Origin of the sequence: Streptomyces sp. NBC_00086, from assembly GCF_026343255.1 — a bacterium.
Classification (GTDB): Bacteria; Actinomycetota; Actinomycetes; order Streptomycetales; family Streptomycetaceae; genus Streptomyces.
The window spans coordinates 4,514,543-4,533,052 of the sequence record NZ_JAPELZ010000001.1 but is presented as its reverse complement, the minus strand read 5'-3'; the positions used below and the strand labels follow the sequence as shown (position 1 = coordinate 4,533,052).

General features: G+C 74.2%; 19 protein-coding genes. 11 read left to right on the top strand and 8 right to left on the bottom strand.

Features of this window, described 5'->3' with window-relative positions:
• Positions 1-6 precede the first annotated feature (6 nt).
• Both OG276_RS20410 and OG276_RS20405 read left to right on the top strand, forming a co-directional pair.
• The gene (locus OG276_RS20410; RefSeq protein WP_266907502.1) at positions 7-765 is read left to right on the top strand and encodes a futalosine hydrolase; all 759 of its coding nucleotides are present in this window, start codon (positions 7-9) and stop codon (positions 763-765) included.
• Positions 762-1,622, top strand: a complete 861-nt coding sequence (locus tag OG276_RS20405; protein WP_266907500.1) for a 1,4-dihydroxy-6-naphthoate synthase — start codon at positions 762-764, stop codon at positions 1,620-1,622. The genes OG276_RS20410 and OG276_RS20405 overlap by 4 nt, the downstream gene beginning before the upstream one ends.
• Positions 1,623-1,678: 56 nt before the next feature.
• Here OG276_RS20405 and OG276_RS40825 read toward each other — a convergent pair whose 3' ends face one another.
• Positions 1,679-2,062: a cold-shock protein gene (locus OG276_RS40825; protein WP_323182349.1), complete on the bottom strand. Its 384-nt coding sequence runs from the start codon at positions 2,060-2,062 to the stop codon at positions 1,679-1,681.
• Between the two features lie 143 nt (positions 2,063-2,205).
• Here OG276_RS40825 and OG276_RS20395 point away from each other — a divergent pair, with 143 nt between their 5' ends.
• A complete protein-coding gene (locus OG276_RS20395) occupies positions 2,206-2,484 on the top strand; it encodes a hypothetical protein (RefSeq protein WP_266907498.1) in 279 nt (92 codons plus the stop codon).
• An 18-nt stretch (positions 2,485-2,502) separates the two neighbouring features.
• On the opposite strand, the gene OG276_RS20390 is transcribed toward OG276_RS20395, so the two are convergent.
• A complete protein-coding gene (locus tag OG276_RS20390) occupies positions 2,503-3,132 on the bottom strand; it encodes an HAD family hydrolase (RefSeq protein ID WP_266907496.1) in 630 nt (209 codons plus the stop codon).
• A gap of 615 nt (positions 3,133-3,747) precedes the next feature.
• The gene (locus tag OG276_RS20385) at positions 3,748-4,689 is read right to left on the bottom strand and encodes a hypothetical protein (RefSeq protein WP_266907494.1); all 942 of its coding nucleotides are present in this window, start codon (positions 4,687-4,689) and stop codon (positions 3,748-3,750) included.
• An 86-nt stretch (positions 4,690-4,775) separates the two neighbouring features.
• Between OG276_RS20385 and OG276_RS20380 the strand changes: the two genes are divergently transcribed.
• From OG276_RS20380 to OG276_RS20370, 3 genes are all read left to right on the top strand, one after another.
• Entirely contained in the window at positions 4,776-7,271 is a 2,496-nt protein-coding gene (locus tag OG276_RS20380; protein WP_266907492.1) for a helicase C-terminal domain-containing protein, read from the top strand.
• Positions 7,272-7,366: 95 nt separating this feature from the next.
• Positions 7,367-7,993, top strand: a complete 627-nt coding sequence (locus OG276_RS20375) for a DUF4291 domain-containing protein (protein WP_266907490.1) — start codon at positions 7,367-7,369, stop codon at positions 7,991-7,993.
• A gap of 184 nt (positions 7,994-8,177) precedes the next feature.
• Complete coding sequence (locus OG276_RS20370) at positions 8,178-8,861, top strand: hypothetical protein (protein WP_266907488.1); 684 nt, start codon at positions 8,178-8,180, stop codon at positions 8,859-8,861.
• A gap of 63 nt (positions 8,862-8,924) precedes the next feature.
• Here the strand turns inward: OG276_RS20370 and OG276_RS20365 are convergent, their stop codons facing one another.
• Positions 8,925-9,407, bottom strand: a complete 483-nt coding sequence (locus OG276_RS20365) for an N-acetyltransferase (RefSeq protein WP_266907486.1) — start codon at positions 9,405-9,407, stop codon at positions 8,925-8,927.
• Between the two features lie 9 nt (positions 9,408-9,416).
• Positions 9,417-10,058: a peroxiredoxin-like family protein gene (locus OG276_RS20360; protein WP_266907484.1), complete on the bottom strand. Its 642-nt coding sequence runs from the start codon at positions 10,056-10,058 to the stop codon at positions 9,417-9,419.
• Positions 10,059-10,142: 84 nt separating this feature from the next.
• Between OG276_RS20360 and OG276_RS20355 the strand changes: the two genes are divergently transcribed.
• The 3 genes from OG276_RS20355 to OG276_RS20345 all read left to right on the top strand — a co-directional run bounded on the left by OG276_RS20355 (position 10,143) and on the right by OG276_RS20345 (position 13,188).
• Complete coding sequence (locus OG276_RS20355; RefSeq protein ID WP_266907482.1) at positions 10,143-10,751, top strand: TetR/AcrR family transcriptional regulator; 609 nt, start codon at positions 10,143-10,145, stop codon at positions 10,749-10,751.
• A gap of 7 nt (positions 10,752-10,758) precedes the next feature.
• The gene (locus tag OG276_RS20350) at positions 10,759-11,415 is read left to right on the top strand and encodes an HAD family phosphatase (RefSeq protein ID WP_266907480.1); all 657 of its coding nucleotides are present in this window, start codon (positions 10,759-10,761) and stop codon (positions 11,413-11,415) included.
• 129 nt (positions 11,416-11,544) lie between these two features.
• Complete coding sequence (locus OG276_RS20345) at positions 11,545-13,188, top strand: DNA repair helicase XPB (protein ID WP_266907478.1); 1,644 nt, start codon at positions 11,545-11,547, stop codon at positions 13,186-13,188.
• On the opposite strand, the gene OG276_RS20340 is transcribed toward OG276_RS20345, so the two are convergent.
• Together OG276_RS20340 and OG276_RS20335 are read right to left on the bottom strand one after the other, a co-directional pair.
• Entirely contained in the window at positions 13,154-14,041 is an 888-nt protein-coding gene (locus OG276_RS20340) for a glycosyltransferase family 87 protein (RefSeq protein WP_266907476.1), read from the bottom strand. The genes OG276_RS20345 and OG276_RS20340 overlap by 35 nt on opposite strands.
• A gap of 127 nt (positions 14,042-14,168) precedes the next feature.
• Complete coding sequence (locus tag OG276_RS20335; protein ID WP_243339576.1) at positions 14,169-14,354, bottom strand: hypothetical protein; 186 nt, start codon at positions 14,352-14,354, stop codon at positions 14,169-14,171.
• Between the two features lie 454 nt (positions 14,355-14,808).
• Between OG276_RS20335 and OG276_RS20330 the strand changes: the two genes are divergently transcribed.
• Positions 14,809-16,791, top strand: coding sequence for an AAA family ATPase (locus tag OG276_RS20330; RefSeq protein ID WP_266912959.1), 1,983 nt, complete (start codon positions 14,809-14,811; stop codon positions 16,789-16,791).
• A 213-nt stretch (positions 16,792-17,004) separates the two neighbouring features.
• On the opposite strand, the gene OG276_RS20325 is transcribed toward OG276_RS20330, so the two are convergent.
• Complete coding sequence (locus OG276_RS20325; protein ID WP_266907473.1) at positions 17,005-17,700, bottom strand: copper homeostasis protein CutC; 696 nt, start codon at positions 17,698-17,700, stop codon at positions 17,005-17,007.
• Between the two features lie 110 nt (positions 17,701-17,810).
• Between OG276_RS20325 and OG276_RS20320 the strand changes: the two genes are divergently transcribed.
• A complete protein-coding gene (locus OG276_RS20320) occupies positions 17,811-18,509 on the top strand; it encodes a hypothetical protein (RefSeq protein WP_266907471.1) in 699 nt (232 codons plus the stop codon).
• Position 18,510: the final 1 nt, after the last annotated feature.

Sequence of the window (18,510 nt, the reverse complement as noted above, 5' to 3'; positions counted from 1 at the left end):
CCCACCATGCGCGCGCTCATCGTGACCGCGGTGACGGCGGAGGCCGACTCCGTCGTCCGAGGCCTGTCCGGTCCGGTCCCTCATCCGGACCACGTCCCCGTCGACGAGCACAGCCCGGACCACGCCCCCGGTGGCGAACCGCCGCGCACCCTCCCCGGCGGTTACCTCATCCACCGCCGGGGAGCCTTCGACGTGCTGGTCGCCGGAGTCGGCCCGGCCGCCGCGGCCGCCGGCACGGCGACCGCCCTGGCGCTCGCGTCGGCCCCCGGCTACGGCCTCGTCGTCTCCGCCGGCATCGGCGGCGGGTTCGCGCCCGCCGCCCCGATCGGCTCCCTCGTGGTCGCCGACGCGATCGTCGCCGCCGACCTGGGCGCCGACACCCCGCAGGGGTTCCTCACCGTCACGGAACTCGGCTTCGGCCGCAGCGTGCACCTGCCTCCCGCAGAGCTCGCCGCGCGCGCCGCCGAGGCGACCGGGGCGCTGCTCGCGCCCGTACTGACCGTCTCCACCGTCACCGGCACGGCCGCCCGTACGACCGCCCTCGCCGCCCGGCACCCGCTCGCCGGGGCCGAGGCCATGGAGGGCTTCGGGGTCGCCGAGGCCGCCGCCGCCCACGGGCTGCCCGTGCTGGAGGTCCGTGCCGTCTCCAACGCCGTGGGCCCCCGGGACCGCGACGCCTGGCGGATCGGCGAGGCGCTGACGGCGCTGGCCGACGGCTTCCGCGCCCTGGGCCCCGTACTCGCTTCCTGGGGAGGACCTTCATGACCGGAACAGCTGCCGCAGCGCCCGTACGGATCGCGTACTCGCCCTGCCCGAACGACACCTTCGTCTTCGACGCCTGGGCCCACGGCCGGGTCCCCGGCGCGCCCGCCCTCGACGTCACCTTCGCCGACATCGACCTCACCAACGGCATGGCCGAGCGCGGCGAGCTCGACGTGCTGAAGGTCTCCTACGCCGTCCTGCCGTGGGTCCTGGAGGAGTACGCGCTCCTCCCCTGCGGCGGCGCGCTGGGCCGCGGCTGCGGACCGCTGGTCCTCACGCGGGAGCCGGGCCTGGACCTGACCGGCAAGACGGTCGCGGTCCCGAGCGAGCGCTCCACCGCCTACCTGCTGTTCCGCCTGTGGGCCGCCGACGTGCTACCCGAGGGCGTCGGCAAGGTGGTCGTCCTCCCCTTCCACGAGATCATGCCCGCCGTGCGCGACGGCCGCGTGGACGCCGGACTGGTCATCCACGAGGCCCGGTTCACCTACCGGGACTACGGGCTGCACTGCCTGGCCGACATGGGCGAGCACTGGGAGTCCACGACCGGCCTGCCGATCCCGCTCGGCGCGATCATCGCCAAGCGCTCCCTGGGCGCGGACGCGCTGCGCGCGCTCGCCGAGTCGGCCCGTACGTCGGTCCGGATGGCCTGGGCCGACCCGGAGGCGTCCCGGCCCTACGTACGGGCGCACGCGCAGGAGCTGGACCCGGCCGTCGCCGACCAGCACATCGGTCTGTACGTCAACGAGTTCACCGCCGACCTCGGCGAAGCCGGCTACGCGGCCGTGCGCGGGCTGCTGACCCGGGCGGCCGCGGAGGGTCTGGTTCCGGCCATCGCAGCCGACGCGCTGGCCTTCCCGTAGGACATGACGGTGCCCCGCGGCTCTCGCGAGCTGCGGGGCACGGCCCTTCGCAAGGCTCAGACGTCGAGCTGGTCGGCCACCGCGCGCAGCATGCCGGCGATCTTCCCGCCCTGCGCCTTGTCGGGGTAACGACCCCGCTCCAGCTGCTGCGTGACGTTCTCCAGCACGGTCGTGAGGTCCTGCACGATGGAGGCGAGCTCGTCCGGCTTGCGCCGCTGCGCGGCCGCGACGGAGGGTGCCGGATCCAGGACGATCACGGAAAGTGCCTGGTCACCGCGCTGCCCCGCGACAACACCGAACTCGACGCGCTGGCCGGGCTTGAGCGCGTCCAGCCCGTCGGGGAGCACCGACGAGTGGACGAAGACGTCGCCGCCGTCGTCGCGGGAGAGGAAGCCGAAGCCCTTCTCACTGTTGAACCACTTGACCTTGCCGGTAGGCACGTCCGTCCTCTGTCCTTGCGTTCGTGGGCTGGGAAGCGGGCCTCTGACCCGCACCTCTCAGGCTAGTTGCCCCTCTCCGGGTGACAAGACGTTCCCCGGTCCTTCGCGGGTGACCGCTCCGGCCAGGGAACTACCCTGGTCGGGTGACTGTTACTCCTCAGCCCGAGACCCCTCAGCCCGAGCAGGGCGCCGACGACGCCCGCCCCGGCGACGCGCTCGTCAAGGCCGGCGGCATCGTCTTCATCGTCGGCGCCGTGGCCACGCTCGCCACGATGGCCCCGCTCTTCCTCGACATGGACCCGTTCCCGTCGTACGCGTGGGCCGTGTGCATGCTCATGGGCGTCGGCTTCGCGATCTCGGCGGCGGGCGTACTGCGCTCGGCCGCCGCGCAGCGCACGGCGGCCCGCGCCTCGCAGGCGTAGTACGGGAGGGGCCTCGCGCTACGCGGTGCGCGTCCGCTCGTACTCCGCGAGCCAGGCCGGCAGCTCCGTGAGGTCCGTCAGGACCACGTCCGCGCCCGCCGCCCGCAGTTCCGGCTCCGGGCACGGGCCGGTCGGGACCGTCACCGACAGGGCGCCGGCGGCGCGGGCGCCCCGTACGTCGCCGACGTGATCGCCGACGTAGACCTGGGCCGCGTACTCGCGCAGGGCGACCGCCTTGGCCTCCGCCCACAGCCAGCCGATGACCGCGTCGGGCTTGATGCCCAGGTGGTCCAGGTGCAGGCGGGCGTTGGGCTCGTGCTTGGCGGTGACGACGATCGTGCGGCCGCCGAGGGCCCGGACCGCTTCGACCGCCTCGCGGGCGCCGGGCATCGCCGGGGTCGGCCCGATGGCGTGTGTGGGGTAGATCTCCCGGTAGCGGTCGGCCACGGCGGGGATCTCGGCCTCCGGGAACCAGTACGCGAGCTCCTGCTCCAGCGGCGGACCGAGGCGGGACACGGTCTGCGCGGTGTCGATGAAGGTACCCGTCTCGGCCGAAAGCGCCTCGAAGGCCGCCTTGATGCCCGGCCGGGAGTCGATGAGGGTCATGTCGAGGTCGAACCCGACGGTCAGCTGCGTCTCGGAGCTCATGCCTCCCATTGTGCCGAGCCGGGCACTGCGGACGGGAACGCAGACTTAGCCCCGCCTTACCAGGCAGTGAAATGTGGCGACATGTCAGCCCCGCTCCCGCGCGGTCCGGCGGTGCCATCGCCGTCCCGGCGCGCGGCCCGACCGGGCTGCACTCGGCCCTGCGGGGCGAAGTCCCCTCCCCGCCCTTCCACCGTTCCCCGGGCCAGCCCGGACCCGCGCCTCAAACGCCGGCGGGGCTGAGGATGCCCCGGGCTGCGCCCGGACCCCTGGGGCTCCGCCCCAGACCCCGGTCCTCAAACGCCGAACGGCTGAAAAGCCAAACCCCGGCGGCTGAAAAGCCGAACCCTGGCGCTCAAGAGACCCACCACCGGCGCGACTGGACGCGCCCGGGTCGGGGACGGGGGCGGGGTGGGGTGTCGGCCTGGACGTAGAGCGTGATTTGTGGCGCAGGTAGAGCCCGCGCCCTGTCGGAGTTCAGGAGGGGGCGCCTAAATCATGCAGTCCAGGCCGACACCCCACCCCGCCCCCGGCACCGACCCCACCCGCAGCCAGCCCGCACCCAGGCCACCCCCAGCCCCGCCGGCGTCCGCACCAGACGACCGCCCCCGGAGGGGGTCAGCGGCGGCGGGAGCGCCAGAAGAGGTAGGCCGCCGAGGAGACCGCCGCGGCCCGCGCCAGCCAGGGCAGCAGGTTCTGGAAGGTACCGCTCAGGGCCTCGTCGGCCAGCGGAGCCCCCCACCGCCCGTTCAGGCGACCCCACAACCACACCACCGCCCCCGCGAAAACCACCCCGGGCAGCCCGAAGACCACCCACTTCCGCTCCGCAGGACCCAGCACCCGCGAGGCATACGCGAGCAGCCAGCCCGCGGCGAGCAGCAGCCAGTAGCCGGAGACGGCCCCCGCGATCAGGGCCACCCCCGCGAGCATCAGGAAGGCGTACGGCTTCCGCTTCACCGCGGCCGCCGCGACCGCCGCGGCCACCGGAGCCGCAGCGGCCGCCGCGGCTTCCGCCTTCGCCCGGCGCCGCCGCTCGCGCAGGTAGCCCATGAGGGTCGGCGGACCCTCCGGAGCAGCCTCCGCCGGAGCCTGCGGCTGCGACTGCGACTGCGACTGCGCGCCGGCCCCCGCACCCGGTCCCTTCAGCAGCTCCGGGATCTCGATCCCGCCCGCAAAGCCCTCCACCGAGGATCCGGGCCCGACCGTCCACCAGTCGGGCTCCAGCGTCTCGCCCGCACCCGCTTCGTCGACCCCCGCGAGATGCGGCGCCGCGACCCCCCTCTGCACCGGCACCGAAGGAGCGGAGGGAGCAGAGGGAGGAGAGACATCCGCCGCCGCCGGCAGCGTGTCCAGAACCTCCTCCGGCGTACCGATCCGCTCGAGAATGCGCCGCACCGCCGCCGGCGTCTCCGGTTCGTACTTGGCCCGCCGCCGGTCGATCTCGTCCCGCAGCCCCGCCACCAGCCGCATCCGGTCCCCCGACGACAGGTGCCTGCGCTGCGCCAAGTCCCCGACCTGGCTCAGATATTCGTAGACCAGATGGTCGCTCTCGATCCCCACGCCCCGGCTCCTCCCGTGCCACCTGAAGCGAAGGTAGCGCGTGCGCCCGTGGAGCGGCCGGGGGCGCAGCGGATACCGTTGGCCGGATGGGGACCGGCCGACTGACCGGCCGACGCGACCAGGAGGCGACGACCGTGCCTGACCCGAGCACCCCGGGAAGCGCTCCGCGCTCCCTCGCCGAAGCGCTGCGCGCCCGCGACGACGACGGGCTCGGCGCCCTGTTGCGTGCCCGGCCGGACCTGCTGAGCCCGGTTCCCGGGGACGTGACGCAGCTCGCCACGCGCGCCGGGACGCGGGCTTCGGTGGTGCGCGCGCTGGACCGCCTGGACCGGTTCGCCCTGCAGACCGCCGAGGCCCTCGCGGTGGGCCCGGAGCCCTGCCCGTACGCGGTACTGGAGTCCCTGCTCAGCGGTGACACCGGCACCACCTCCGGCGCCGACAACGGGGCCCGCGCCGAACTCCCCCGGGCCCTGGCGACCCTGCGCGAGCAGGCCCTCGTATGGGGCGACGACGAGCGGCTGCGCCTGGTCCGCACCGCCCGCGAACTGCTCGCCCCCTCCGCGACGCGGCCCTCCCCCACCGGCCTCGGCCCCACCGTCGCCGAGGCCACGGCCGGCATGTCGCCGACCCGGATCCAGGAGATCGTGGCGGCCGTCGGGCTGCCCGCGACGCACGACCCGGTGTCGGCGGTGACCGCGCTGACGGCCCTGTTCACCGACCCGGAGCGGATGTCGGCGCTGCTCGACGAGGCTCCGGCGGAGGCCCACCAGGTGCTGGGCCGGCTCGTCTGGGGCCCGCCCTACGGGGAAGTGACGCCCCATCCGACGCCGCCGGTGCGCTGGCTGCGCGCCCGCGGACTGCTGCTGCCGGCCACGGCGCGCACGGTGCTGCTGCCGCGCGAGGTGGCGCTGCACCTGCGCGGCGGGCTCGCGCACCGGGCGACGGAGCCACTGGCCCCGGCCGTTCCCGCGCACCGCGAGCACCGTCCACAGCTTGTGGACGCGAACGCGGCCGGCCAGGCACTGGCGGCGCTGTCGACGGTCGAGGAGCTGGTGAAGTCCTGGGAGCACACCGGTCCGCCGGTGCTCCGGGCGGGCGGGCTCTCCGTACGCGACCTGAAGCGGGCGGCGGCCACCCTGGACACCGACGAGCCGTCGGCGGCGTTCTGGATCGAGCTGTCCTACGCGGCCGGCCTGCTGGCCAGCGACGGCGAGGCCGACGAGCGGTACGCCCCGACCCCCGCCTTCGACGTCTGGCTCGAACTCCCGCCCGCCGAGCGCTGGTCGGCGCTGGCCGCCGCCTGGCTGACCGCCACCCGGACCCCGGGCCTGGTCGGAGAGCAGGACGCGAAGGGCCGCACCCTGTCGGTGCTCGGCGCGGAACTGGACCGCTCCGCCGCCCCCGAGGTGCGCCGCCGCATCCTGAGCCTGCTCGCCGAGCTCCCCGAGGGCGGCTCCCCGGACCCGGCGGTGCTCCTCGCCCGCCTCGCGTGGGAGCGGCCGGTGCGCGGTACGAGCGAACTGCGCGCCCGCCTCGCCCGCTGGACCCTGACCGAGGCGGAGGTCCTCGGAGTCACCGGCCGGGGCGCGCTCGCCGCGCCCGGCCGGGCCCTGATGGAGGGGCGCGACCCGGCGCCGCTGCTCGCGCCGCTGCTGCCCGAGCCCGTGGACCACGTACTGCTCCAGGCCGACCTGACGGCGGTGGCCCCGGGTCCGCTGCGGCGGGCGCTCGCCGAGGTGCTGGCCGTGCTGGCGGAGGTGGAGTCCAAGGGCGGGGCCACCGTGTACCGGTTCACGCCCGGGTCGGTGCGCCGCGCCCTGGACGCCGGCCACACCGCCGTGGACCTGCAGTCCTTCCTCACCGAGCACAGCCGGACCCCGGTGCCGCAGCCGCTGTCGTACCTCATCGACGACGTGGCCCGGCGGCACGGACACCTCCGGGTCGGCGCGGCCTCCTCGTACGTGCGCTGCGACGACGACGGCATGCTGAACGAGATCCTCGCCGACAAGCGGTCCGCCGGCCTCGGGCTGCGCCGCCTCGCGCCGACCGTACTGGCCGCGCAGGCCGAACCCACGGCGCTGCTCGACGGGCTGCGGGCCATGGGGTACGCCCCGGCCGCGGAATCCCGTACGGGAGACGTCCTGGTCTCCCGCGCCGACGCCCACCGCACCCCGGCCCGCGCCCTGCCCGTACCGGTCCCCGACGGGCCGCCGGTCCCGGACAGAACGCTGCTGGGGGCTGCCGTACGGGCGATCCGTGCGGGCGACCTGGCGGCGACGGCGGTCCGCAAGGAGCCGGCGGGTCCGTCCGGGTCCGCGGCGGGCGGCTCCGGCGCTCCGGGCGAACTCCCGCGCACGAGCGCGGCGGAGACCCTGGCGACCGTGCAGGCGGCGGCGCTCACCGGGTCGGCGGTGTGGATCGGCTACGTCAACGCCGACGGCGCGGCGAGCCAGCGGGTCATCGCCCCGGTGCGGGTGGAGGGCGGCTTCGTCACCGGCTACGACCACACGGCGGACGAGGTACGGACCTTCGCGCTGCACCGGATCACGGGGGTCGCGGAACTGGCGGAGGACCAGGTCTAGTCGGGGGAGGGAAAGGACGGCCCGGAGCCGGACCCCGGGGGCGCCCGGAGGAAATCCCCTGGCCCCGGCGGGTCATGGGCCCGCACCCTGGAGCCATGTCCGACGCAACCCCCACCGGCCCCGCCACTCACACCACCCACGTCCCCCGCCATCAGATCCGCGCCGCACACACCGCCGACACCCTCACCGTGTACCAGGCGTACCACCCGCGGATCGGGGTGCCGGCCGCCCGGGACGGCCGTTTCCCGCCCGACTGGAAGCGGGAGCGGATGACCTGGGTCAAGCCCTCGTTCCTGTGGATGATGTACCGCTGCGGCTGGGCCACCAAGTCCGACCAGGAGACGGTCCTGGCCGTCGAGATCACCCGCGCGGGCTTCGACCGGGCACTGAGCGGGGCCTGCCTGTCGCACTACGTCCCCGGCGTACACGTCGACCGCGAGGCCTGGACCCGGGCCCTGCGCACGGCCCCCGCCCGCGTGCAGTGGGACCCGGAGCGGGACCTGCACCTGAACCCGTTGCCGTACCGCTCGCTCCAACTCGGCCTGTCAGGACCGATGTCACGCGCCTACGCCGACGAGTGGACGGTCTCCATCCGCGATGTCACCCCGCTGGCGCGGGAGGTCCACGGCCTGCTCCGCTCCGGCGAACCGGAGGCGGCGCGGGCCCTTCTCCCGCTGGAGTCCCCCTATCCGGCCGGACCGCTGGAGCACTTGGGCGCATAGGAGGCGCGGTCCTCGGCGCCCTCGGCGCCCTCGGCAACGGCAACGGCCGCGGGCGCGGTCCTCCGCGCCCTCGGCAACGGCCGCGGCCGAGCACCGTCCGATCGCCCGTGCCGCTCCCCCGCACCCCTCGCGTGCACTATCTTGAACATGTTCAGTTGAACACGTTCAAGACCGAGGGGGCGTCATGGAGGAATCCCAGAAGGTGTCCGGCCAGCAGTGGGCCTGGGGCGTGGCGGGGGTCGCGGCGGCGGGAGCCGCGGCGGTCCTGGGGATCGCCATGTCCCAGCTCCTGGGCGGGTTCTTCTTCACCACCGCGATCGTGACCGCCGCGCCGCTCCTGATGCGCGGGGGCCCGAAGGCGTTCGCGCGGACCTGCCTCCTCATCGGGTCGGGCCTGATCGCCTGGTCGGTGATCGGCGCCCTCATCGGCATGTTCTTCTTCCTCCCGGCCGCCGTGCTGCTGCTGATCGCGGCCTTCGTGGACCCCCAGAACCGCCCGGGCACCAGGTTCTCAGTGGCGGCGCCCCTGATGGCCGCCGCATCCTTCGCCCTGATCGCCCTCCCCCTCTTCTTCCCGTCGGCCCACGATTCGGAGGCGAACGAGCCGCCCCCGTACTTCTCCGCGAAGCTGGATGGCGAGAACGACCGGGACCGCAGCCAGGAGGTGGACGGCTACAAGGAACGGTTGCGGCCGTTCGGGGCGACCCAGGTGGAGGTGGGCGAGTACGCCGGGGAGCTCAAGCTCCACGTGGGCATGCCCAAGCACTTCCCCGAGGAAGGGGGCCGGGAGGCGCTCAAAGCGGAGATCTCCCGAATCCCGGGCGTGAGCGCGGTCCGCTTCTGCACCTTCCACACCTGCGACGACTGACGATCGGGGGATCGGTGGACCGGGGTGACCGGGGTGACCGGGGCGATCGGGGCGACCGGGCGATCACCTGGGCGCGTAGTCGATCCGGTCCGCCGGGAAGGGCCAGGCCTCGGCGAGCCAGCGCGTGACGGTCCCGTACACCGCCTTGTCGTACGCGGCCCGGTCCCCGCGCACCCAGGAAGTCACGTGCACGCGCTCCGGGTCCGCCTTCCCGGGGTAGATGTAGAGGCAGCCGATGACCTCCCCCTCCCCGTCCCGCTCGCCGTCCAGCACGCTGTACGTGAACCCCCGCCGTTCGGCGAAGTCGCGTGCGTGGCGCACCAGGTCGGCGAGGTTCGCCTCCGCGCTCATGCCCTCCTCCGGAGGCCAGTCCCCCAGGAAGCCGGGCGTCGCGCGCACGTGATCGATGCTCCCGCTCCAGGCGGCGAGGTCGCCCTCGTTGTGCTCGGGCCCGAGGGGCTCCAGCCGGAACCCCTCCCCGACGAGCCGGACGGGCACCTCGAACACCTCGGCCGGCGGTACGAATCCCTGCTGCTCCGTAGTCATGCGCCGACCCTACGCAGCCCCCTCCCCGGCGCCCACGGGATATCGGGCCGCCGCCAGCCGGAGCAACTCGTCGACGGACCACTGGTCGTAGACGTGCTCGCCGTACTTGGCGGCCAGCACCCGGCCGTCCGGCCCGATCAGCAGGTCGGCGGGCAGCCCGAGCCGTCCATTCGGCTGGCTCCGGGCGGGAAGCCGCTCCCGGCCCCGCGCCACCGCGGCGGCCGAGCGGGCGATCGCCCACAGCACCGGCCCCCAGGCGCGGGGGTCCAGCAGGGAGCGCGGGGAGGATTCGACGCCGAACTCCCGGTACAGCCGCTGCTGCGGATCGGCGATCACGGCGAAGGGGAAGTCGGCGATGTGCGGGCGCAGTTCCTCCGCCGTGGAGTGGAAGAGCACGACCTCGCGGATCCCGGCGGCCTCGATCTCCGCGTGCCGCCGGACGACGGAGCGCAGGTGGAGGTGGCAGACGGGGCAGCCGGCGAAGCGCCGGAACTGCAGGTGGACGAGGCGCTCGGGGTCGGGCACGGAGACGGACCCTCCCCCGTAGGCCCCCGCCTCGGAAGCCCCCGCCTCGGAAGCCCCGCCCTCCGGGGCCCCTCCTGCGACGGGCGTGAGCTGGCGTACGGGTACCACGGAACCGGTTTTGAGCATGGGAAACCCTCCCTCGACAGGCGTAGGCGTATGCAGTACGCCTACCCCTCCAGCGTAGGCGTATGCCGTACGCTGTCAACCGTCATGCCGCGCCCCCGCTCACACACCCCGGACCAACTGGCCGCCGCCGCACTCGCCGTCATCGACCGCGACGGGCTCCCCGGCCTCTCCATGCGCGCCGTCGCCACCGAGCTCGGCATCAGCCCCATGGCCCTGTACCGCTACGTCCCGGGCCGCGAGGAACTCGAAGCGCTCGTCGTCGAACTCGTCCTCAGCGGCGTCGACACCACCCCGCCGCCCCCGGGCCCCTGGCAGGGCCGGATCACGGTCCTGGCCCACCGCCTGCGCGACACCATGAGCGCCCACCCGGAAACGCTGCCGCTCTCCCTGACGCACCGGCACCGCTCGCCCAGCGGGCTGCGCTGGTCGGAAACGGTGCTCGGAGTCCTCACGGAGGCCGGCATCGAGGCGGAGGAGCGGGTCATCGCGCTGCGCGCCCTGATCTCGTACGTGATCGGCGCCACGCAGCTGGAACACCTCGGGCCGCTGGCCGGACCCGGAACCACCGCCATCGCCGGTCTCCCCCCGCAGGAGTTCCCGTACATGTCGGCCACCGCCCGTGACGCCCGATCGGTCACCCCGGACCGGGAGTTCGAGGGCGGCCTGAAGCTGCTCCTGCGCGGCCTGGCATGATCCGCCGGTGACCACCTCGGCCGCCTCGGCCACCGCTCCCGCCCGGTACGTCCTGTTCGACGTCGACGGCACCCTCGTCGACGCCGTCGCCAACCAGCGCCGGGTCTGGGCGGCCTGGGCCGCCCGCCACGGACTGGACCCGGACGCGGTGTACGCCGTGGCCCTGCGGACCCGCCCGATGGAAACCTTCGCGGCCGTCGCCCCGGACCGGGACCCGCACGCGTGCCTGGCCGCGCTGCACGAGCTGGAGGACGAGGACGTCCGCTCCGGCACCTACGCCGCCTTCGGCGGCGCGGCCGGGCTGCTGTCCGCCCTGCCCCCGGGGAGCTGGGGCCTGGTCACCTCCAACTACGGGCACCGGGTGCGCGGCCGCTTCGACCGCACCGGCCTGCCCGTGCCCGAGGTCCTCGTGGACGCCGCCTGCGTGACGGAGGGCAAGCCCTCTCCGGTCCCCTACCTGCTGGGCGCCGAGCGCCTCGGCGCGGACCCGGCGGACTGCCTGGTCATCGAGGACGCCCCCTCGGGCATCCAGTCGGGCCTCCGGGCGGGCATGACGGTCTGGTCCGTCAACGCCCCCACTCCACCCCCGGGCGCCCATCGCCACTTCCCGACGCTCCGCGAGGCCGCCCCCGCCATCCTCGCCTTCGCCTCCGGCGGAGCCTGACCCCGCGCCGCACCGGCCGGCGGGGCTCCCTACGGCCCAGAACCACCCCACCCGCTGAGCGATGCGGCAGACTGGAGGTTTGGCCACCCGCGTCCGGGTGGCCCTCCCCCGCAGGAAAGGGACACGCGCGTGAACGGGCCCCTCATCGTCCAGAGCGACAAAACGCTCCTCCTAGAGATCGACCACGAGCTCTCCGCGGCCGCGCGGCGCGCCATCGCGCCCTTCGCCGAGCTGGAGCGTGCCCCCGAGCACATCCACACGTACCGGATCACGCCGCTCGGGCTGTGGAACGCGCGGGCCGCCGGGCACGACGCCGAGCAGGTCGTGGACGCGCTCGTGGAGTTCTCCCGCTACCCCGTCCCGCACGCGCTGCTCGTCGACGTCGCCGAGACCATGGCCCGCTACGGCCGGCTCACCCTCTCCAAGCACCCCGTCCACGGGCTGGTCCTCACCAGCACCGACCGGCCGGTGCTGGAGGAGATCCTGCGGTCGAAGCGGGTCGCCCCGCTGGTCGGCGCGCGCCTTGACGCCGACACCGTGGCCGTGCACCCCTCCGAGCGCGGGCAGATCAAGCAGACCCTGCTCAAGCTGGGCTGGCCGGCCGAGGACCTCGCCGGGTACGTGGACGGCGAAGCGCACCCGATCGAGCTGGACGAGACCGGCTGGGCGCTGCGCCCCTACCAGCAGCAGGCCGTCGAGGGCTTCTGGCACGGCGGCTCCGGCGTGGTCGTACTGCCCTGCGGCGCCGGCAAGACGCTGGTCGGCGCCGGCGCGATGGCGAAGGCCAAGGCGACCACGCTGATCCTGGTCACGAACACCGTCTCCGCCCGCCAGTGGAAGAGCGAGCTGATCAAGCGGACCTCGCTGACGGAGGAGGAGATCGGCGAGTACTCCGGTACGCGCAAGGAGATCCGGCCCGTCACGATCGCCACGTACCAGGTCCTGACGACGAAGCGGAAGGGCATCTACCCGCACCTGGAGCTCTTCGACTCCCGGGACTGGGGCCTGATCCTCTACGACGAGGTGCACCTGCTGCCGGCTCCGGTGTTCAAGTTCACCGCGGACCTGCAGGCGCGGCGGCGGCTCGGACTGACGGCGACGCTGGTGCGCGAGGACGGCCGGGAGTCGGACGTGTTCTCGCTGATCGGACCGAAGCGGTTCGACGCCCCGTGGAAGGAGATCGAGGCGCAGGGCTACATCGCGCCCGCCGACTGCGTCGAGGTCCGGGTGAACCTCACCGAGTCGGAGCGGCTCGCCTACGCGACCGCCGAGACGGAGGAGAAGTACCGCTTCTGCGCGACCACCGCCACCAAGCGGAAGGTCACCGAAGCGCTGGTGCGCAAGCACGCGGGCGAGCAGACGCTGGTCATCGGGCAGTACATCGACCAGCTCGACGAACTCGGCGAGCACCTCGACGCGCCCGTCATCAAGGGCGAGACGTCCAACGCGCAGCGCGAGAAGCTCTTCAACGCCTTCCGCGAGGGCGAGATCAGCGTGCTGGTCGTCTCGAAGGTCGCGAACTTCTCCATCGACCTGCCCGAGGCCACGGTCGCCATCCAGGTGTCCGGCACCTTCGGCTCCCGCCAGGAGGAGGCCCAGCGCCTGGGCCGCGTCCTGCGCCCGAAGGCGGACGGCCACGAGGCGCGCTTCTACTCGGTCGTCGCGCGCGACACGATCGACCAGGACTTCGCGGCGCACCGCCAGCGCTTCCTGGCCGAACAGGGCTACGCCTACCGGATCATGGACGCCGACGAGCTGCTGGCCGACGGCTGACGGACCGGGAGGACGAACGCTGACGGACGCGGTGGCCCGGTACGTGGTGTCGCGCGGGCGGCTGCCGCTGCTCGTGGTGCTGCGGGTCTTCGGCGGCGCGGACATCCCGCCGGCCGAGGGGTGAGCGGCGGCGCAGGACGGCGGCGAGCAGGGCCGTGAGCAGGGGGACGGTCCAGACCCACAGGTGGGGCCAGTCGAGCAGGAGCGAGCGGCCGCCCGCGGGCGGGTGCCGGGACCAGAACTCGGCGGAGGCCCCCGGGAGGACCAGCTGCCCGAGCAGGCCGCTGCCCGCGAAGGCGGCCAGCGCGGTCAGCCCGGCCCTGACCTGGCCGGTCAGCAGGAGGTACGGGATCAGCAGCGCCGGGGTCAGGGTGATCCCGGCGGCCGTGCCCAGCGCGAAGCCCTTGCCGAGGGCGCCGCGCGGCCGGTGCAGGTCCCACAGGACGGGGCAGGCCAGGGCCAGGGCGATCTGGCCGGACAGCGGGGTCTGGAACAGCGGCTCCAGCCACAGTCCGGCGACGGTGGCGGCCAGCACGGGTCCCGGCCGGGCCCGTAGTCCCGCCGCCCGGCACGACAGCAGGATCAGCAGGGCGAACAGTGCGGCGCTGCCCCCCACCAGGACGGCCTTCAGTACGCCGGTCGGCAGCCAGGCGGCCGGGGCGAAGAGGATGGCCGCGAAGGGCGGATACGCGGCGGGCGGGCTCCACTCGGCGGCGGAGAGGCCGGGGGCGAGGGCATCGGCCACCGGGATGCGCAGGGCGACGCAGAGCACGCCGAGCACGAGCAGCAGGCCCGTGAGCAGCACACCGGCGCGGGGCGACGGAGAGCGGCTGGGCTCGGAACTCCGGGTCACGGCGCGACCCTAGTGGATCAACGCCCCGAGACCCGCGCGGAGGTGTCCGGCCGGCCCGTGGAGGTCCGATCGGCGAGGCGGCGCGGGGCGTGTGGCTCGGCCCGCGGCACCGGCTCGGCGCCGGGCCTCAGTGGCGTATGACGCCCGCGTCCTCGGAGTATTCACCGAGGACGACCACGCTCACGGCGGTGGCCGCGAAGACCTTGGCCGCGCGCAGGACGCTGCCGACGCTGTGGCGGGGGCGGGAGTCGGAAGTGGCGGTGGCGCCGCGAGGGCGGCGACCCTGGACCGGGGTGTAGGTTGCGGTGCTCATGTATCCATGGTCGGTTTTCGACCGGCTTGTCACATCGCCCTGAGGGCTGAACCTCCAGGTCCCCGGCATCCTCCTCCCGGCCCATGCCTCCCCCTACGGGCTCTGTCCGAAGGAGGACACGGACCGAACAACCCCCGTACGGGGTCACGGCCCAGAAGGACTTTCGGCCCCCCGTAATCCATTCGCGCGGCGCCCTCGCGATGGCTACAATCTCCGCTCTTGCCGCCTCCCGCCGCGCCACCGGGAGCGCCGCCCGCCGCTCGGAAACCGGCGGGCCCGTCCGCCCGCATCACGCAGGTCCTCAGCAGATGGAGGCAGTTCCGTGCCCGCGCACGCCCACGTCACCGACCCCGACGCCGACCCCGACTCCGCCCCTTACGCCGACGCTGCCGCCACCGACCCCCTGGGCCGCGAGCGGGCCCACCTCGCCGCCTCCCGCTCGGCGCTCCGCGCGATGCGCGAGGACGTCGAGAACCTCGACATCCGTGACGTCACCGCGAACTGGGTCAACGCGATCGTCCTCCAGGCCCAGATCGACGACCGGATCAAGGCCCTCGCCGACCTCGCCCACACCCCGCTCTTCTTCGGCCGCCTCAACTACCTGCACTCGCCCGGCGCGGAGCTCGCCGAGGGCGCGGAGGGCGAGCAGTTCTACATCGGCCGCCGCCACGTCCACGACGCCGGCGGCGACCCCATGGTGATCGACTGGCGCGCGCCGGTCTCCCAGCCCTTCTACCGGGCCTCGAAGAACGACCCCCAGGACATCGGGCTGCGCCGCCGCTTCGGTTACACGGGCGGCGAGCTGACCGCGTACGAGGACGAGCACCTCTCCGACCCCGCCGAGGCGGCGGCCGTCAGCAAGCTGCTCCAGCAGGAGATCGAGCGCCCGCGCGTCGGCCCCATGCGCGACATCGTGGCGACGATCCAGCCGGAGCAGGACGAGATCGTGCGTTCCGGCCTGTCGGGATCCGTCTGCGTGCAGGGCGGTCCCGGCACCGGCAAGACGGCCGTCGGCCTGCACCGTGTCGCGTACCTCCTCTACGCGCACCGCGACCGCCTCGCCCGTACCGGCACCCTGGTCATCGGGCCGAACCGTTCCTTCCTGCACTACATCGAGCAGGTCCTGCCCGCCCTCGGCGAGCTGGAGGTGAAGCAGGCCACGGTCGACGACCTGGTCGCCCGCGCGGACCTGGAGGTACGCGGCGCGGACGCCGCCGAAACCGCCGTGGTCAAGGGCGATGCCCGGATGGCGGATGTCCTGCGCCGCGCGGTCCACTCGCACGTCTCGGAGCCGGTCGAACCGCTGATGGTGGTCCGCGGATCGCGCCGCTGGCGGGTGCCCGCGTACGAGATCGCCGAGATCGTCGCCGAGCTCCAGAACCGCGACATCCGCTACGGAGCCGCCCGCGACGCCCTCCCGCAGCGGATCGCGCACGCGGTCCTCGTACGCATGGAGCAGGCGGGCGAGGCGCCCGACGACCGGGTCCAGGACGCGGTGGCGCGCAATCCCGCCGTGAAGGCCGTGGTCAAGGCCGTGTGGCCGCTGGTGGAGCCGGCCAAGCTGGTGCTGCGGCTGCTCTCGGACGCGGGGTTCCTCGCGGAGCACGCGGAGGGGATCCTGTCGGAGCGGGAGCAGGAACTGCTGCTGTGGGCCAAGCCGGCGCGCAGCGTGAAGTCGGTGAAGTGGTCGGCGGCGGACCTGGTCCTCATCGACGAGGCGACGGACCTGGTGGAGCGCACGCACTCGCTCGGCCACGTCGTCATCGACGAGGCGCAGGACCTGTCCCCGATGCAGTACCGGGCGGTCGGCCGGCGCTGCACGACCGGCTCGGCGACGGTCCTCGGCGACCTCGCGCAGGGTACGACCCCGTGGGCGACGCGCAGCTGGGACGAGGCGCTGGGGCATCTGGGCAAGCCGGGCGCGGTGCTGGAGGAACTGACGGCGGGCTTCCGCGTGCCGCGCGAGGTGATCGCCTACGCCTCGCGGCTGCTGCCGGCGATCTCGCCGGGCCTGTCACCGGTCTCCTCGGTCCGTGAGACCCCGGGCTCGCTGATCGTCTCCCCGGTCGACTCCTCTTGCGCCCTTCCGGCGGCGGTGATCGAGGCCTGCCGGGCCTCGCTGGTGCACGAGGGGTCGATCGGGCTGATCGCGGCGGACGCGTGGATCCCGGAGCTCGGGGAGGCGCTGCTGGCGGCGGGCCTGCCGTACCTGTCCCCCGGCGAGGAGACGACTGCCGAGTCGCGCCTGACCCTCGTACCGGCTTCGCTCGCGAAGGGTCTGGAGTACGACTACGTCGTGCTGCACGAGCCGGCCGAGGTGGTGGCGGGCGAGCCAGACGAGCGGACCGGCCTGCGCCGCCTGTACGTCTGCCTCACCCGAGCCGTCTCGGGCCTCACCGTCCTCCACGCGGCCCCGCTGCCGGCTGCTCTGGCGTAGCCCTGCGGGGCTGTCCCCTACCCGCCCTTCGCCCGTTCCCCGGGGCTCCGCCCCAGACCCCGCGCCTCAAGCGCCGGCGAGGCTGGAAGATGCCGCGCAGCGGCATTCTCAGCCCGTCCGGCGTTTGAGGACCGGGTCCGGGCAGAGCCCGGGGAACGGTGGAAGGGCGGGTAGGGGACTTCGCCCCGCAGAGCCGCCCCCTCACCCGTCCGGTCAGGACAGGGCGGAGCGCCATTCCGCGACGGCCGCCGCCGACACCGGCCGGTCCCACCCGGAAGGGCGGGACGCGCTGCCGATGTGGAAGGCGTCGATGCCCGCTTCACGGAGCACCGGGAGGTGGGAGAGGGCGAGGCCGCCGCCCACGAGGATGCGCGGCTCGTAGCCCGGGGTGCCCGCCTTCGCCGCCTCCGCCAGCAGCACCGGCAGGCCCTCGTCGACCCCGCCCGCCGCGCCCGCGGTCAGGTAGGTGTCGAGCCCGGGCAGGTCACCGGCCGCCTTGCGGAGCTGGTCGCGGTCCGCCGCCCGGTCGATCGCGCGGTGGAAGGTCCACCCGCAGCCGCCGAGCTCCGCCACGACCGCCTCGACGGAGGTCAGGTCGGGGCTGCCGTCGGGGTTCAGGAAGCCCAGGACGAACTCCTCGGCCCCCTCCGCGCGCAGCGCACGCGCCTCCTCCACCAGGCGTTCCACGTCCTGCGCGGAGCCCGCCGAGAAGCCGTCGGCCTTCCGGAGCATCACGCGCAGCCGGATGTCGACCGCCGCCCGGATCGCCGCGAAGGTCTCGCGCGGCGGGGTGAGCCCGTCGGCGGCCATGTCGGTGACCAGTTCGAGTCGGTCCGCCCCACCGGCCTGGGCCGCGACCGCGTCCTCCACGTCGAGGGCGATCACCTCCAGGAGCGCACGGTTGCTCATGTAATCCCATCCTTCGTCCCGCATTGCAAAATAGGTCTAGTCCAATATCCAGGGTACGGGCCTCCGCCCACCCTCCACCAGCACAATCACGCCACCACCACAATGTGCGCATGACATCCGCCATGACTTCCGACACGCACCGCGAGCAGGACCTCCGCGCCCGCTGGCACGCCACCGCCTCCGCCGCCGGAGCCGCCCCCGGCGTCGACCCCGCCCCCTATGCCGACCGCCTCCTCACCGCCTGGGCGGAGCCGCAGCGCAGGTACCACACCACCGCGCACCTGGCCGACGTACTCGCACGCGTCGACGTACTCGCGGCGGCAGGGGACGAGGACGGAACGGACCGCCCGGCCGTAGACCTCGCCGCCTGGTTCCACGACGCCGTCTACCGGCCCGACCGCTCCGAGAACGAGGAGCGCAGCGCCACCCTCGCCGAGCGCGCCCTGCCCGAGCTCGGCATCGACGACGCCCGCACCGCCGAGGTGGCCCGCCTCGTCCGGCTCACGATCACCCACGACCCCGCCCCCGGCGACGCCAACGGCGAGCTGCTCTGCGACGCCGACCTGGGCGTCCTGGCGGGCACCGCGCAGGAGTACGCCGCCTACGCGGCAGCCGTGCGCGCCGAGTACGGCTTCGTCCCCGACGAGGCCTTCCGCGCCGGCCGGGCCGCCGTACTGCGCCAGCTGCTGGCGCTGCCCCGCCTCTTCCGCACCGCCCACGGGGCCGCGCACTGGGAGGCCCCGGCCCGCGCGAACCTGGCCGCGGAGCTGGCGGAGCTCGGCGAGCCCTCCGAGGAGCCGGGAATGTGAT

Excerpts from the sequence above, each read along its gene's own strand:
- OG276_RS20410 (WP_266907502.1), top strand. The coding sequence starts at position 7 with ATGCGCGCGCTCATCGTGACCGCGGTGACGGCGGAGGCCGACTCCGTC.
- OG276_RS20405 (WP_266907500.1), top strand. The coding sequence starts at position 762 with ATGACCGGAACAGCTGCCGCAGCGCCCGTACGGATCGCGTACTCGCCC.
- OG276_RS20390 (WP_266907496.1), bottom strand. The coding sequence starts at position 3,132 with ATGAGCTCCGAGACGCAGCTGACCGTCGGGTTCGACCTCGACATGACC.
- OG276_RS20380 (WP_266907492.1), top strand. The coding sequence starts at position 4,776 with ATGGGGACCGGCCGACTGACCGGCCGACGCGACCAGGAGGCGACGACC.
- OG276_RS20375 (WP_266907490.1), top strand. The coding sequence starts at position 7,367 with ATGTCCGACGCAACCCCCACCGGCCCCGCCACTCACACCACCCACGTC.
- OG276_RS20370 (WP_266907488.1), top strand. The coding sequence starts at position 8,178 with ATGGAGGAATCCCAGAAGGTGTCCGGCCAGCAGTGGGCCTGGGGCGTG.
- OG276_RS20365 (WP_266907486.1), bottom strand. The coding sequence starts at position 9,407 with ATGACTACGGAGCAGCAGGGATTCGTACCGCCGGCCGAGGTGTTCGAG.
- OG276_RS20360 (WP_266907484.1), bottom strand. The coding sequence starts at position 10,058 with ATGCTCAAAACCGGTTCCGTGGTACCCGTACGCCAGCTCACGCCCGTC.
- OG276_RS20355 (WP_266907482.1), top strand. The coding sequence starts at position 10,143 with ATGCCGCGCCCCCGCTCACACACCCCGGACCAACTGGCCGCCGCCGCA.
- OG276_RS20335 (WP_243339576.1), bottom strand. The coding sequence starts at position 14,354 with ATGAGCACCGCAACCTACACCCCGGTCCAGGGTCGCCGCCCTCGCGGC.
- OG276_RS20330 (WP_266912959.1), top strand. The coding sequence starts at position 14,809 with ATGCGCGAGGACGTCGAGAACCTCGACATCCGTGACGTCACCGCGAAC.
- OG276_RS20325 (WP_266907473.1), bottom strand. The coding sequence starts at position 17,700 with ATGAGCAACCGTGCGCTCCTGGAGGTGATCGCCCTCGACGTGGAGGAC.
- OG276_RS20320 (WP_266907471.1), top strand. The coding sequence starts at position 17,811 with ATGACATCCGCCATGACTTCCGACACGCACCGCGAGCAGGACCTCCGC.